The sequence below is a fragment of the Litorimonas haliclonae genome, from assembly GCF_965138505.1.
GTDB lineage: Bacteria > Pseudomonadota > Alphaproteobacteria > Caulobacterales > Maricaulaceae > Litorimonas > Litorimonas haliclonae.
This window is the reverse complement of sequence record NZ_CBCSCO010000004.1, coordinates 110,943-126,007: the sequence shown is the minus strand read 5'-3', so window position 1 is coordinate 126,007 and position 15,065 is coordinate 110,943. Positions and strand designations below refer to the sequence as shown.

The following is a 15,065-nucleotide window of genomic DNA, read 5'->3' as shown; positions in this document are numbered from 1 at the left end:
ATCAATTTAAGAGGTCAGCCCGCCGCGATACTCTGAAGGCTTTCCACCTCGTAATCGCCCTTCGACAAATCCTTGATCGCTTCAACGCTGGCGCGCGCGGCGGCGGCTGTGGTGAAGTAAGGGATTTTCTGGGTCAGGGCTGTGCGCCGAAGAGAGAAACTGTCCTTTAGAGATTGTTTCCCGCTCGTGGTATTAAACACCAGCTGCACATGGCCGTTTTTCATTTCATCGACAATATGCGGGCGGCCTTCATGAACCTTTTTAACATAGTCCACTTCAATGCCTTGCTCGCGGAGATATTTCGTCGTGCCGCCTGTCGCCATGATTTTGAAGCCAAGCTCAATCAGCTCGCGGGCAAGCTCCGCCATTTTTGGCTTATGCTCTTCGCGCACGGAGATGAAGACCGTGCCTGATTTCGGTAAGACAACGCCGCCGCCGAGCTGGCTCTTGGCAAAGGCCATACCGAAAGTCTCGGAAAGTCCCATCACTTCACCAGTCGAACGCATCTCCGGGCCAAGCACCGTGTCCACACCCGGGAAGCGGGCAAAGGGGAAGACCGCTTCCTTGACCGCAATATATTTTTGCGGACGAACCGAGAAATCAAATTCAGAGAGTTTGTGTCCGGCCATGACTTTTGCCGCGATGGACGCAATCGGAAGATTGATAGCTTTCGCCACAAATGGCACGGTACGAGAGGCCCGCGGGTTGACTTCGATGAGATAAACTGTTCCGTCCTTGACCGCGAATTGCGTATTCATAAACCCGACGACGCCAAGCTCTAGAGCGAGCGCTTTGGCTTGACGGCCAAGCTCTGCCACGACATCGCCGGACAGTGTGTAAGGCGGAAGCGAACAGGCCGAGTCACCGGAATGAACCCCGGCTTCTTCGATATGCTCCATAATTCCGGCGACATAGACGTCTTCGCCGTCGCAAATGACGTCCACATCGACTTCAACGGCATCGCGCAAATACTGGTCAATCAATAAGGGGGATTTGCCGGACACTTTTACCGCTTCCGTGATGTAGCGGTTCAGCTCTGCATCATTATCGACGATCTCCATGCCGCGCCCGCCAAGGACATTGGACGGACGAAGGACAAGCGGATAACCAACGATATCTGCCGCAGACTGGGCTTCCTTGGCGTTGCGCGCAATCATGTTATTGGGCTGTTTCAAGCCAAGCGTATCGACGAGATCCTTGAACCGCTCTCTGTCTTCGGCGCGATCGAGCGCGTCGCGCTTCGTGCCAAGTAACGGAACACCGTTTTCTTCCAAAGCCTCCGCCAATTTCAACGGGGTCTGCCCGCCAAATTGCACAATCACGCCGAGAAGCTCGCCGCTCTCTTGTTCAGTCATAATTAATTCGAGAACATCTTCTTCCGTAAGCGGTTCGAAATAGAGCCGGTCAGAGGTATCATAATCCGTCGAAACCGTTTCCGGATTGCAATTGACCATAATAGATTCGACATCAACATCCGCCATCGCATAGGCGGCGTGGCAACAACAATAATCAAATTCAATGCCTTGGCCAATTCTGTTGGGGCCGCCGCCAAGGATGATAACTTTCTTGCGGTCCGAGACGCGCGCTTCGTCTTCGACGACGCCGTCAAAGCTCGGGTTTTCATAGGTCGAATACATATAAGGCGTCTTGGCTTCGAACTCGGCCGCACACGTATCCACCCGTTTATAGACGGGCCGAACGCCGGCTTTCCGCCGAGCCTTACGCACCGCCTCTTCGGATTTCCCTGTCAGCTCTGCCAAGCGCGCATCTGAGAATCCTTCGGACTTAATGGCGCGCCATGTTTCGGCGTCTTTCGGCAAGCCTGTTTGCCTGATCCACTCTTCGGCTTTGACGAGGGCTTCAATCTGGCGGAGGAACCATGGATTGATTTTGGTATATTGAAACACCTTCTCGACCGTAAATCCGTGGCGGAACGCCTGCGCAACGACGAGAAGGCGATCCGGCGCAAGTATTGATAGACGGGCTTTTATAGCGCTTTTGAGCTCTTCCGCATCCATCTCGCCCGTTGGATCGATCTCGACTTCATTCAGTCCGGTCAGATCCGTTTCCAAAGACCTAAGAGCTTTCTGGAAACTCTCGGAGAAAGTCCGGCCAATCGCCATGGCTTCGCCGACCGATTTCATAGCTGTCGTCAAAATGGGCTCAGAGCCCGGGAATTTCTCAAACGCAAAACGCGGAATCTTGGTTACGACATAATCAATTGTCGGCTCGAACGCCGCCGGGGTCGCGCCCGTAATATCATTATCCAGCTCATCCAGCGTATAGCCGACGGCCAGCTTCGCCGCGATCTTTGCGATAGGGAAACCAGTCGCTTTGGAGGCGAGAGCAGAGGAGCGGGAAACGCGTGGATTCATTTCAATCACCACCATGCGCCCGTCTTCCGGGTTGACGCCAAACTGAACGTTTGAGCCGCCGGTCTCGACGCCGATTTCGCGAAGCACAGCAATCGAGGCGTCGCGCATGCGCTGATATTCTTTATCCGTCAGCGTGAGCGCCGGGGCGACCGTGATGGAATCACCCGTATGGACGCCCATCGGGTCGATGTTTTCGATAGCGCAGATGATAATGCAGTTATCCGCTTTGTCGCGAACAACCTCCATCTCATATTCCTTCCAGCCCAGCAGGCTTTCATCGACCAAAACTTGATGGGTCGGAGACGCCATCAGGCCGGAGCGGATAATCTCTTCATATTCTTCGACGTTATAAGCCACGCCGCCGCCCGTTCCGCCCATGGTAAAAGCGGGCCGGATAATCGCCGGAAGCCCTGTAAAGTCGAGAGCCTCCATGGCTTTCGCGATGCCGGCTTGAATATCTCCGTCAGGCGCGGTCACGATTGTCGCGCGGGGGTTTTCGAGACCGATTTTTGTCATCGCCTCGGCAAAGCGTTCGCGGTTTTCCGCCTTATCGATAACATCGGCTTTCGCGCCGATCATCTCGACGCCGTGTTTTTTAAGCGCGCCGCTGGCTTCCAGCGCGAGCGCCGTATTCAGCGCGGTCTGTCCGCCCATCGTCGGAAGCAGCGCATCGGGTTTTTCAATCGCGATAATCTTTTCGACAATTTCGGGGGTGATGGGCTCGACATAGGTGGCGTCAGCCATGCCGGGGTCCGTCATAATAGTGGCTGGGTTGGAGTTCACCAGTATAACGCGGTAACCTTCCTCTTTCAGAGCTTTACAGGCCTGAACGCCCGAGTAATCAAACTCACACGCTTGGCCAATAATAATGGGGCCTGCCCCAATAATCAGAATGGAAGAAATATCAGTACGTTTAGGCATGAACGAAGACCCGCTTTCGGCGTTGAACGTCTAGAATCCGGCGTAAGAATCCAAATTGCCCCCCTTTAGAGAAATGAACTCGTCGATACAAGTATTACCAAAGCCAAAATATGTGATAGAATGTGAACGAACTGAGGACAAACACATGGTTTTTAGAAATCAATTCGGGGGGCGACGGACGTCTCGGCGCGGCGGCGGATTTCGCTGGCAAATTATGGTCCTGTTCGCGATTGGCGCGGGCATTTATTATTTTACGAACCAAGAAGAAGTGCCGTTTACAGGCCGACAGCAACTTCGGACGATGGAACCGGAACAGGAAATGCAACTCGGCCTTCAATCTTACGAGCAGATTCTCGCAGATAATCGCCAAAATTTAGTGATGTCAGGCGAGATATATGACGCGACTCAGGAAATCGGCAGGCGAATAGCAGAAGCGGCCGCCAACGAAGATCCCGGATTTGATTGGGCGTTTAATGTCATCCAGAGCGATCAAGCCAATGCCTTCGCCCTGCCCGGCGGATATACCGCCGTTTACACCGGACTCATTCCAATTGCAGAGAATGAAAACGGCTTGGCGGTGGTTATGGGGCACGAAGTCGGCCACGCCCTCGCCCATCACGGCGCGGAACGTATGGCCCAACAAAATATGCAGCGAATTGTCGGCTCCGGCGTCGCAGTGAGCGCCGGCGGAATGGATTATCAGGCCCAGCAAGCCGTCATGGGTGTGTTTGGCGGTATCAGTCAATATGGTTACGCCCTACCCTTTTCCCGCAAGCATGAATCGGAAGCCGACTATATCGGATTAATCCTGATGAGCCGCGCCTGTTATGACCCAAGAGAGGCCCCTCGCCTCTGGGAACGCATGGGCGCGCAGAGCGGAGCCACGCCGCCCGAGTTTCAGAGCACCCACCCCAGTCCGGAAACCCGAGTAAACGATTTTGAAACCTGGATGCCTGAAGCCGTAGATATCTATAATCAAAACTGCCCCAATAAAATTTCACTCTAGAGCTTATTTATGACAGACACCGTCCTCGTTACCGGCGTATCCGGTTTTATTGGCTCTCACGTCGCCGCCAAGCTTTTGGAAAAAGGCTTTGCCGTTCGGGGCACTGTTCGGAACAAAAATAAAGGCCAGAAAATCGTCGATGCGCTAGAAGCCAATGGATCCGATACGTCTCGGCTGGAATTGGTCGAAGCCGATCTAGAAAAAAACGCCGGGTGGGAGGACGCGGTACAAGGCTGCCGGTTTATCCAACACATCGCCTCTCCTTTTCCTCTTGAATCCCCGCCCGACCGCGAAGCCTTGGTTCCCGCAGCAAGAGCCGGGGCGCAACGTGTTTTGGAACATGGGTTCTCCTCAGGCGCAGAGCGTATCGTCATGACCTCCTCGCTCGTTTCCATGATGGGCCAGCCTGGACGCGGAAAGAAAATGGTTATCACTGAAGATGATTGGTCGGATCCTGACTGGAAACCGCTAACCGCCTACCCTGTTTCTAAAACCCGCGCCGAGCTTTCGGCTTGGTCCTATGTCAAAGCCCAAGGCGTAGAAGAAAAGCTTACGACGGTTTGTCCGGGTTTAGTTTTGGGGCCGGACAATTATAATAATAGCGGCGCGTCATTGGGTTTACTTAAGGCCATGTTCAACGGAGATTTTCCGATGACCCCAAAGGTCGCCTACCCGATTATAGACATTCGCGATTGCGCCTCCATTCACGTCGCCGCGATGACGGCAAAGGGCGCAGGCCACCGCAGGCTCATGGCGGCGGGGAAAACATACTGGCTCAGCGAAATTTCTGAAATTTTGAGAGAGGCCTATCCTGACGCTAAGAAGCTACCGAAATCAGACATGCCAAATTTTGTCGTGAAATTGGTCGGGCTTTTTGACGACCGCGTCAAAAGCGTTATTCCCGATTTGGGTATTTTTCACGAGGCCGACGCGGCTTACGTGACCTCTTTAACAGGTGTCGTGCCGAGACCATCCAAGGAAGCCATTCTCGCAGCGGCGGAGAGCCTCATTCAGAATGGTGATGTGTCGCTTAGATAGACTTACGCGGCTACAAAGCTTCGGCAAATCTTTCGAACAGATAAAAACTATCCTGAGGGCCGGGACTCGCTTCGGGATGGTGCTGCACGGAGAAGACGGGTTTTCCGCGAAGGCGGATACCGCAATTTGACCCATCGAACAGGCTGACATGGGTTTCTTCGACTGTGTCCGGCAAGCTATCCCGATCCACGGCAAAACCATGATTCATGGAGACGATTTCGACTTTGGATGTCGTATAATCTTTTACAGGGTGATTGGCGCCGTGATGGCCTTGCGGCATTTTCATGGTTTTTCCGCCTAAAGCCGCAGCCAGAAGCTGATGTCCCAAACAAATGCCGAGAATGGGCATATCGGCATCGACAAGGTCTTTGATAACGGGGATCGCATACTCTCCTGTCGCAGCCGGGTCGCCCGGACCATTGGAAAGAACCACTCCGTCCGGTTTCATCGCCAAAATGTCTTCCGCAGAGGTCGTTCCTGGTACAACGGAAACAGAAAGACCGGAAGAAACGAGGTTCCGCAAAATGTTTCTCTTCACGCCATAATCAATCAGCACTATTTTTTTAGTGCCGTCTTTGTCCTCATGCCCTTTTGGCCAGACCCAACGGGCTTCCCGCCAATCAAACGTCTCTTCATCAATCATGTCTCTAGCGAGATCCGCGCCGACCAATCCGCCCCATTGCTTTGCCTTATCCGTTAAATCCTCAATATCGAACTCGCCGGTCTCAGAATGGGCAATAACGCCCTTTGGCATACCTTGAACCCGAATGAAATTTGTTAGGGCGCGAGTATCGACTCCGCATATGCCAATTATCCCGCGGGCCTCCAGCCAATCGCCCAACTCCCCTTCAGAACGCCAATTCGACGCTCGGGTGACATTGGCTTTGAAAATAGCTCCGCGAGCGGCGCGGCGGGACGCCGGCGTTGTCGCTTCTTCGTCCTCATCTGTTGTACCGGTATTTCCGACATGTGGGAAAGTGAAACAAACAATTTGGGCGGCATAAGATGGGTCAGTCAGGATTTCCTGATAGCCGGTCATCGCCGTATTAAAGCAAACCTCTCCGACAGCTTCTCCTTGGGTCCCGATGCCCTGTCCGTAAAAAACGTCTCCGGTTTCAAATACCAAAACGGCTGTGGCTTTCGGTTTTAAAATATCAGCCATATAGCGAATCCTATTCGGTCCCAGTGTTTTGCCTAGTTGGCCTGCCTGACAAGCAGCCAAACTTCAAAGGCTTTTAAGGATGGACTTCTTCTTTTCAAGCCACAATGTTCAGCTACCTTCTGGATAACCCAAATTATCCACAGTGGTCGGGCGGGTTGGCATTTGCGCGTAAAGCAGTATAAGGCTCTGCGGCAAAAATGGAACTGACCGCCAGACTTGAACTAGAATTTTACTTCGAATTGATATGTGAAAGCCTATATGCCCGTTGCAGCCACTCCCCTTCGTGACAAAATCGGCGAAGAAACCAAAACAGCCATGCGCGCCAAAGATACGGTGCGCCTCTCGACCCTTCGATTAATCAGCGCCGCTATAAAAGACCGCGATATCGCGGCGCGTGCTGAAGACAGATGCGAGGGGATATCCGACTCAGAAATCCTGTCCATACTTTCCAAAATGGTGAAGCAGCGCGAAGAAAGCGCAAAAACCTATGAGGATAATGGACGCCCGGAACTCGCAGAGCGAGAAAAGACAGAGATTTCCATCATCCGGGATTTCATGCCGAAACCCCTCTCAGAGGACGAAATGAAAGACGTTGTGGCCCAACTTGTCGAGGACAGCGGCGCAACCTGCTTAAAAGACATGGGTAAGATTATGGGGCAGCTTAAATCTCAATATGCAGGGCGTATTGATATGGGCAAAGCCGGAGCTATTGTAAAAAGCCATTTGTGTCGCTAGCTGAGCGAATTGATTCCATAAGCCGACTTGTGCCGAATCTAGACTCTCCTTAAATATGCCCTTCACACTTCACAGGTTCTCCAGTTATGTCATTTCTTGACTCACTTATAGTCTTCTTCATCTCGCCGGCCATTTCGATCCTGTTGATCATCTTGTTTGCTTACATGATCTTTAGCTGGTTGATCGCCTTCAACGTGGTGAATCTGCGAAATCCTGTCATGGGGACGATTTACGGCATCATTAGCTCTATTGTTGAACCAATATTGATGCCGCTTCGCCGGGTTATCCCGCCTCTCGGTGGATTCGATATGGCTTTCCTCGTTCTGGCCCTTGGCTTGTACTGGATCCAAGGTTGGGTGCTTCCGACTCTGATGACGATAGTCTAAGCTGTATTTGTCGCACGGCAAAGCCGCCTAAAATCTCTATAAGGCAGATATGATTGCCGAGATCGGACATTTCTGCCTCATTCTGGCGCTTATAGTCGCCGCCTTGCAGGTGGCTCTTCCCCTATATGGGGCGAAGGCTGAAAAACCTGGTTTGATGGGCTTTGCCGACCAGGCCGCGCGGATTCAATTTGCGCTTCTCGCCGCGAGCTTTGCATGTCTGACATATACGTTTCTGATCTCAGACTTTTCCGTCAAACTGGCAGCAAGCCATTCCCATACAACAAAGCCCTTCCTCTATAAAATCAGCGGCGTCTGGGGAAATCACGAGGGCTCCATCCTCCTCTGGACCCTGATGTTGGGCCTGTATGGATTTCTTTTCTCAGTTTTCACGAAATCCTTGCCAGCGGCCTTACGAGCGCGAACCTTGGCCATCCAAGCTATGTTGGCTGTCGGATTTATCGGCTTTATCTTGTTCACCTCCAATCCATTTGAACGCCTCTTTCCAACGCCTATGGACGGCCTTGGCCTGAACCCGATATTACAGGACCCCGGCCTCGCTATACATCCGCCGCTTCTTTACATGGGCTATGTCGGCTATTCTCTGGCCTTTTCGATGGCGGTTGCCGCCCTCCTCTCCGGTAAGATTGACAAAGCTTGGGCCAAAGCTCTCAAGCCTTGGTCTCTACTGTCCTGGAGCTTTCTCACCCTCGGCATCGCGATGGGTTCACTTTGGGCCTATTACGAACTCGGCTGGGGCGGCTGGTGGATGTGGGATCCGGTTGAAAACGTGTCCTTCATGCCATGGTTGATTGGTACAGCTCTTCTGCATTCGATTATGGTGATGGAACGGCGCCAGAACCTGGCGCATTGGACGGTCCTTTTGGCAATTACCGCCTTCTCTCTTAGCCTAATCGGAACGTTCATTGTTCGCTCGGGCGTTTTGGTCAGCGTCCACGCCTTTGCCGTCGATCCGGAACGCGGCGTCTTCATTCTCGCTTTGCTCCTCTTGGCGACAGGCGGCGCACTGTCGCTTTATGCGATGCGCGCCAAAACCCTTGTCCAGCGGGCCGAGTTTGATCAAGTGTCTCGCGAAGGCGGCCTGGTCCTGAATAACCTTCTTCTTGCGACGGCCACGGCGACGGTTTTTCTCGGCACGTTCTACCCGCTGATAATGGACGCTGTGACCGGAGATAAGATCAGCGTCGGCAAGCCTTATTTTGATCTGACGTTTGCGCCCATCATGGCGGTTCTGATTATTTTCATGGGCGCCGCGCCTTTATTGAGATGGCAAAAAGATTCGCTTTCTACCTTGAAAAAATTCCTCCTGTTGAGCGGTCTCGGCGCGCTGGCAATCATGGCCCTCACCTATATTTTTGGACGCTCCATTCTAGGCGGATTTGGCTTGGCCTTAGCGGCCTACCTCGCTTATGGCGCACTCAAAGCCTTCCGAAAAAAGGGCCCTCTTTCATCGCTGCCCAGACAGGCCAAATACCACCTGATGAGTTTCACTCTCGCCCATCTCGGCGTTGCCGTTTTGACCGCCGGTGCGGTCACAATGAGCGTCTGGGCCGATGATACGATAGGCCGAGTCAAACCGGGCGAGTCGCTAGAGGTCGCCGGTTACACCTTCACCTTGACGGACGTGACAGGAGGGGAAACCCGCAATTACTCCTTCCGCCGGGGCGAAGTCAGCGTGTCTAAAGGGGGCCGAGAGATAAAAACCCTTCAAACGGAACAGCGCTTCTATCCAGTGCGCGAAATGATCACCACGGAAGCGGGTTTTCGGTTCAGCCCGACTGCCACCTTATTTGCCGGTCTCGGCGAAGGCACACCGGAAGACGGATATATCTTGCGGGCTAATTATCATCCCGCCGTTATCTGGATTTGGATCGGCGCGCTTCTCATGTCTATTGCAGGGTTTCTGTCTTTGATAGGTATGCGCTCGCCCGCAAAACGCCCTGTAAGGGAGTCTGAATTGGTGACAAGTACATGATGCGCGGCTTTCTTCCCATAATCATCTTTATCGGCCTTGGGATCGCGCTGGCTATCAGCCTGACCAAAGACCCGCGGCGTCTCGAAGCGGCACTGATTGATCAACCCTTTCCTGAGTTTTCTCTGAGTTCACTTGACGACCCGGACGCGATTTTGACGGAACAAACCGTTAAAGGTCAAATTAGTGTGGTCAATGTGTTCGGGTCCTGGTGCGTCACCTGCAATGTCGAACACCCCATTTTGATGGACATCACCAAAGACGAAAGCATCCGCTTAGTCGGTTTGAACTGGCGCGACGGCCGCGAGAAAGCGAGAGATTGGCTCGACAAGCGCGGCGACCCTTATGATGTGATTGTCTTTGACCCTGATAGCGAGCTGGCCATTCCCCTCGGCGTCAGCGGCGCGCCCGAAACTTTCGTGACCGACGAAACCGGGCGCATCCGCTATAAACATTCCGGCGCGATTAGTTTCGAAGATTGGGAGAAGACTTTTCTTCCGCTACTGAAAAAATTAGAGGCTGAGTGATGCGCGCCATTCTTCTCCTTTTTTTCTTTTGGGCGATGCCCGCTATGGCTCAAGTGGCCGCGCCCGCCGCAAGCACGGACCCCGTCCTAGAAGACCGCGCCCGTGAAATCGCCCAATCTCTGCGATGCGTCGTGTGTCAAAACCAGTCCATTGATGAGAGCGACGCACCCCTTGCTCAAGACATGAGAAAGCTCGTCCGCAGCCGACTCGAAGCCGGGGATAGCAATGAGGACGTCATCAATTTTATGCGGGATAAATACGGAGATTATGTTCTCCTTAAGCCGCCTGTACAGACCAATACTTACATATTGTGGGCCGTGCCGTTTCTTCTGTTGCTCGGCGGCTTAGTCTGGTTTCTACGCGTCGGAAGGCGGCCGTCATGATTTGGCTCATCCTGCTTATACTGGCCTTGGGAACGGCCCTCGCTTTGATTGGTCCGCTCACCAGCTCAAACAAAAAGCCTGTATTGATATTACTCTTGATGGGAGGCGTTATAGCTTCTTCGCTTGGCCTCTATGCCTTGCTGGGAACGCCGTCGCCTCCTCCGCCGCAGCCGCAAGCCACCACGCAGATGCCGGACATCAACGCCATGGTCGAAGGTCTCGCAGAGCGTTTAAAGTCTGATCCTGACAATCCGCAAGGCTGGGCCCGTTTGATCCGGTCACGAATTGTATTGGGCGACATGGATGCGCTTATTCGGGATCACAAGGCCATGAGCGCCCATTACGCAGATCAGCCGAACATCATTGCCGAGATAAACCGCCAAAGTGGCTTTGACGAATTTACGGCTTCTTTAGCCGAATAAACATTCAGCTGCCAATTAGGCGTAACGTATTTGCGCTATTCCTTTGGCTTATCCAAAAGTTTGTCCAGGCGTTGGGATAAATCTTTTTTGGTCGACTCTCCCGGCGGTGTCTCCGGCATCGTTCGCGGCGGCGTTTGAGTAACATCCTCAAAATCGCGTTTCACGACGGCTTCAGATTCCAACGGGAGAGGCTCGGGCAGGCCGGGCCTACGTCGAGGGGCGCCTGCTTCGTGGCGAGGATGAATAAGCGCTCCGGTTTCGCCGAAGCTAAAGGTCAGACGACGCCAATCCGCATCAGAATAATCAAAGCTGTCGCTTTGGGGATCCAGATCAGACCAATCTGCCTCAAGCGGCGCCGTCGCTGCGCGCTCATACCATAGGCGCGCATCCGACATATTTCCAAGACGCTCTTCAATCTGCCCGGCTAATTGGCACAATCTTGCTGTTGGCGGCTCGGCTTCGGAATCAAGATTCAAATAGGGCGCAAGGACAGAGAGAGCCGCAACGCCGTCCCCCGCTTTCAATTTTTCCTCGGCATCCAACATATGCGACTCACGATGAGAAGGATTGGCCTTGATTAACGCGTCAATTCGCTTGCGCCGTGATTTCGGTGCCTCTGTTTCAATTAAGTCCAAAAGCGCAATCGCCAATGCCGGGTGAGGTCGTTTCGCCCAGGCTTTTTCAATCAGAGAGATCGCCTTCTTCTTCTCACCCGTCAGGTTGAGGAGATTTGCGGCAAGCGCCACGCCCGGCGCAAATTCCGGCGTTTCACTGGCGGCGCGGCTGGCGAGATTTGTGGCGAGTTGAGTTTGCCCGGTATCGCTTATGCGGTCGGCTTCTGCACTAAGCAGAACAGCGCGGCGGCGGCGCGCCGCTTCTTTATCGATATGCTTGCGGCGCTCGCCCATTTCCAAGGTTTTGGCCGCTTCGTTCCATTGATAGTCCGCCATCTGCGCCTGAAACAACACATCGAAAGCCCATCGAGCATTTTTGTTATCGGCATAGGCGATTTCGGCCTGCTCTATTGCGCGGGATAAATCGCCTATTGCGAGGAGATTTCTCGCGAGTCCGTGCTGCCCTGTCGCCCGGGTTTTATCCGACTCGAGCATAGCGGTATATTGCGCCACGGCCTCTGACTGATCGCCGCAAGCTTCTGCCGCCTGCGCGCTCACAATGCGGCCCAAATCTTCTGAGCCAATTAAGTTACGAGCCTTTTCAGCCTTTTTCCGAGCCTTGTCGCAGTCCCCGTCTGCCCCAGCCAAAAGCGCGTCTTCCATCGCGTCCAAAGCCTGATTACGGCGTCGCAGGCCAACGCCTGAGCGAATACGGGACGGCAAACGCCAAAGCCATGTCAGGAGAGTCCAAGTCAGAAGGGTGAAGACAATTATCGCCGTCGTGAAAACAATCACGGCCTGCCATGTCAAGGTAATCGGACTAAACTGGAATAGACCGGCCTCTGCACTAGAGGTCAGTGTCAAAGCGGCGTTGTCGCCGACATAGAGTAAAAACCCAGCCAAAAGCGCGATAAATAAGAGAATGGCGATTACATATTTTGTCATAAAGTCTGTATCCGTTTATATCACTGTAAACGTTCTGCGGCGTCGCGCCAGTCCTGACCCGCTGAGCGAATGTCGGAAGGCAAATGGTCAAAAGTCTTGATTGCCGTATAAATATCGCCTTTATCATAGGCGGTATCAATTTTTTCGATAAGGCTTTTCGGGCTGTCCGGACTGTCGACGCTCACATGTTTGTTAAGTGTTCGGCTTAAAAACCCTTGCGAGTCCACTCTTAATTTTGCTGCGTTTAAGAGCGCTTGTTTTGGAAATTCGGGGCCGGCGGGCGTGACAGTTTCGGTCTCGGTTTGCGGCACTTGTGGACGGGACGCTTGTGCGTTGAGCTCTGTTTGAAGCGAGTTAATCTGAGCTTTCAAACGGTCTATTTGAGCTTCCAAACTCTCGGTTTTCGAGGTTAGGTCTAATACATCATTTTCTACCGCGTCCGTTTCTGGCCAGTTAAATCCATCCCTTTGAGCGGCCTTTAGAGCGCTAAGCGTTTCGGGGGCAATCTCCGGCAGATTTGGCTCAGGGGCATTTTCGAGCGTCTGCAGACGTTCATTTATCGCGTTCAGAGTCTCCTCAATGTTAGTATCTGAGCTGGCATCAGAGACCTGGCCTTCCAAGCTCGCCACCATTTGGCGAAGGTCTTCCACAGCAGCTTGGGTCTCGGCCTGAATTCGGGATACATCTTGCTGAACGCTGGCGCGTAGATCCTCCATATTGGCAGGAGGGAAGAGATAGTGCGTCCCGTAAGCGCCTCCCACGGCTCCCAAAAGGGCGGCCACCAATGATAGTCCGAGAACCGGGATCAAACCCAAGCCTCGTCTATCGGTGGCCGGTTTTTCTTCAAAGGGTGAAGGGGTCTCCTCTTTATCATCGGAAGCCTCCTGCACGCTCGTTAATTCCGATGTCTCAGACTCTGTCATCTTTGCGCCTCTTTTCGTATCGTCTGAAAATGGGATCGTAACGTCTTGATTATAGCGGTCTGATCCGGTGTTTCTGCAATTAAACGGTTGGCCAAACCCAACGGTTCCAATACCGAGTCGGTAGCCGCACTAATGGAAAGAGTGGTTAGGTGCGCCGCGCATTTTGTCTTTAGCAAATCAATAAAGGCCGACGCCCCGCGAGGGGAGTACAGAGCGACATAATCCACGCGTTCTATATTAACGTCCGCTTTTCCCACCGGATACGCTTCATAATATATAACCCGCTCAATTTTATAGCCCGCCTCAGAAAGCTGCTCGGCAATGCCGCCTTGCACATGCTTACCGCAGCAATGCCGAAGGGTTTGAGAGCGAGGCACTGTTTTCAGGACTAATTTCACTACGTCTTGAGCGTCGCCTTCTGCTGACTTCACATGGACAAAGCCGACCGACCTTGCCAGCTCCGCCGTGGCGGCGCCGACGCAGATAACCGAATTTGCGCGCTCGCTACAGATATCCGCAAAGGCGCGGACGCCATTTCGCGAGGTGAAAATCAATAAATCGCTTTTGTTGGGGGGCGCAGGCGTAGGCGTGACGGAGGAAATCTGCAAAACCGGGGAGATAATCGGCTCTAACCCTAAATCAGCATAGTCTTTCGCCGTGTCCCTCGCGCGCGGTAGGCTTTGCGTGATCCATATTTTGGGGCCGCTATTCATCCCAGTCTATGTGCTGACCCGCAGCCTTACGCACGGTTTGCCCTAAGCCGTAGCCAAGATCATAAGCTTCTATGGAATTGGACACGGCGGCGGTATCCTCATTGCCAAATCGGGCGGAGCCGTCTTTGGCGACAACTTCACCTTTGAAATTCATGAGTTTTCCGTCCCAGACCGCGAGCGCAGCAATGGGGGTCCGGCAAGAGCCGTCCAGCGCGCGGAGGAAAGCCCGCTCGGCCGTGATACATAGCTCAGACGCTTTGCAATTAAGCGGTCTTATCAGCCCTTTGGCGGCTTCATCCGATTTACGGATCTCAATACCGATCGCGCCCTGCGCCGGAGCGGGGAGCATGCGTTCAGTGGAAATGGCCTCGGTAATGGCATCTTCTTGTTCCAGTCGTTTCAGACCTGCACACGCCAGGAATGTCGCGTCACACACTTCATCCGAGAGCTTCTGCAGACGCGTCCCCACATTGCCTCGCAAGAGACAATATTGAATATCCGGGCGCATGGCCGAGAGCTGCGCGCGGCGGCGGATAGAAGCCGACCCAACCAAAGCGCCCTCTGGCAAATCGTCGAGCTTGGCATATTTTTTAGAAATAAAGGCATCGCGGGGGTCTTCGCGCGGGAGGATGGCGGAAATTTCCAAACTTTCCTGTCCCACTGTCGGCACGTCTTTCATGGAATGAACCGCGATGTCGATGTCCCCAGACATCAGCGCCTCTTCCAATTCCTTGGTGAATAGACCTTTGCCGCCGAAATCGCGCAAATGACCCTTCAGGCGATCGCCGGAGGTTTTAAGAATCCGCACCGGAAAGTCCTGCGCCGGTCGTCCCGACGTCTCCGCCAAAAGGCGCTGAACCAAATGCGCTTGATACAGCGCCAGCGGAGATCCCCGCGTTCCAATTGTTAGTCCATGTTGCATCCA

Annotated in this window: 14 protein-coding genes; 8 read left to right on the top strand and 6 right to left on the bottom strand. The window is 53.4% G+C overall.

Going from position 1 to position 15,065, the window contains the following annotated elements; all coding sequences use genetic code 11:
- Positions 1 to 14 precede the first annotated feature (14 nt).
- Positions 15 to 3,296 carry a carbamoyl-phosphate synthase large subunit gene (gene carB, locus ACNA05_RS10235; RefSeq protein WP_415811389.1) on the bottom strand — a complete coding sequence of 1,094 codons (3,282 nt, stop codon included), beginning with the start codon at positions 3,294 to 3,296 and terminating at the stop codon, positions 15 to 17.
- Positions 3,297 to 3,441: 145 nt separating this feature from the next.
- Between carB and ACNA05_RS10230 the strand changes: the two genes are divergently transcribed.
- Positions 3,442 to 4,302: a M48 family metallopeptidase gene (locus ACNA05_RS10230; protein WP_415811388.1), complete on the top strand. Its 861-nt coding sequence runs from the start codon at positions 3,442 to 3,444 to the stop codon at positions 4,300 to 4,302.
- 9 nt (positions 4,303 to 4,311) lie between these two features.
- Positions 4,312 to 5,340: an SDR family NAD(P)-dependent oxidoreductase gene (locus ACNA05_RS10225; protein WP_415811387.1), complete on the top strand. Its 1,029-nt coding sequence runs from the start codon at positions 4,312 to 4,314 to the stop codon at positions 5,338 to 5,340.
- A 10-nt stretch (positions 5,341 to 5,350) separates the two neighbouring features.
- Here the strand turns inward: ACNA05_RS10225 and carA are convergent, their stop codons facing one another.
- Positions 5,351 to 6,502 (bottom strand): glutamine-hydrolyzing carbamoyl-phosphate synthase small subunit, encoded by a 1,152-nt coding sequence (gene carA, locus ACNA05_RS10220; RefSeq protein WP_415811386.1) that lies wholly within the window; start codon positions 6,500 to 6,502, stop codon positions 5,351 to 5,353.
- 258 nt (positions 6,503 to 6,760) lie between these two features.
- On the opposite strand from carA, the gene ACNA05_RS10215 reads away from it, so the two are divergent.
- The 6 genes from ACNA05_RS10215 to ACNA05_RS10190 all read left to right on the top strand — a co-directional run bounded on the left by ACNA05_RS10215 (position 6,761) and on the right by ACNA05_RS10190 (position 10,945).
- On the top strand, positions 6,761 to 7,237 hold the full coding sequence (locus ACNA05_RS10215; RefSeq protein WP_415811385.1) for a GatB/YqeY domain-containing protein: 477 nt from the start codon (positions 6,761 to 6,763) through the stop codon (positions 7,235 to 7,237).
- A gap of 86 nt (positions 7,238 to 7,323) precedes the next feature.
- Positions 7,324 to 7,623 (top strand): YggT family protein, encoded by a 300-nt coding sequence (locus ACNA05_RS10210; protein WP_415811384.1) that lies wholly within the window; start codon positions 7,324 to 7,326, stop codon positions 7,621 to 7,623.
- Positions 7,624 to 7,672: 49 nt separating this feature from the next.
- Positions 7,673 to 9,616: a heme lyase CcmF/NrfE family subunit gene (locus ACNA05_RS10205; protein WP_415811383.1), complete on the top strand. Its 1,944-nt coding sequence runs from the start codon at positions 7,673 to 7,675 to the stop codon at positions 9,614 to 9,616.
- Positions 9,613 to 10,140, top strand: coding sequence for a DsbE family thiol:disulfide interchange protein (locus ACNA05_RS10200; RefSeq protein ID WP_415811381.1), 528 nt, complete (start codon positions 9,613 to 9,615; stop codon positions 10,138 to 10,140). Before ACNA05_RS10205 ends, ACNA05_RS10200 begins: the two co-directional genes overlap by 4 nt.
- Positions 10,140 to 10,523: a cytochrome c-type biogenesis protein gene (locus ACNA05_RS10195; protein ID WP_415811380.1), complete on the top strand. Its 384-nt coding sequence runs from the start codon at positions 10,140 to 10,142 to the stop codon at positions 10,521 to 10,523. Before ACNA05_RS10200 ends, ACNA05_RS10195 begins: the two co-directional genes overlap by 1 nt.
- A complete protein-coding gene (locus ACNA05_RS10190; RefSeq protein WP_415811379.1) occupies positions 10,520 to 10,945 on the top strand; it encodes a tetratricopeptide repeat protein in 426 nt (141 codons plus the stop codon). Before ACNA05_RS10195 ends, ACNA05_RS10190 begins: the two co-directional genes overlap by 4 nt.
- A gap of 35 nt (positions 10,946 to 10,980) precedes the next feature.
- Here ACNA05_RS10190 and ACNA05_RS10185 read toward each other — a convergent pair whose 3' ends face one another.
- Genes ACNA05_RS10185 through hemC form a run of 4 tightly spaced genes read right to left on the bottom strand, consistent with a single transcriptional unit; the run spans position 10,981 to position 15,062 of the window.
- Positions 10,981 to 12,504 (bottom strand): heme biosynthesis protein HemY, encoded by a 1,524-nt coding sequence (locus tag ACNA05_RS10185; protein WP_415811378.1) that lies wholly within the window; start codon positions 12,502 to 12,504, stop codon positions 10,981 to 10,983.
- Between the two features lie 20 nt (positions 12,505 to 12,524).
- Positions 12,525 to 13,427, bottom strand: coding sequence for a hypothetical protein (locus tag ACNA05_RS10180; protein ID WP_415811377.1), 903 nt, complete (start codon positions 13,425 to 13,427; stop codon positions 12,525 to 12,527).
- Positions 13,424 to 14,140 carry a uroporphyrinogen-III synthase gene (locus ACNA05_RS10175; protein ID WP_415811376.1) on the bottom strand — a complete coding sequence of 239 codons (717 nt, stop codon included), beginning with the start codon at positions 14,138 to 14,140 and terminating at the stop codon, positions 13,424 to 13,426. The genes ACNA05_RS10180 and ACNA05_RS10175 overlap by 4 nt, the downstream gene beginning before the upstream one ends.
- Entirely contained in the window at positions 14,133 to 15,062 is a 930-nt protein-coding gene (gene hemC / locus ACNA05_RS10170; protein ID WP_415811375.1) for a hydroxymethylbilane synthase, read from the bottom strand. The genes ACNA05_RS10175 and hemC overlap by 8 nt, the downstream gene beginning before the upstream one ends.
- Positions 15,063 to 15,065: the final 3 nt, after the last annotated feature.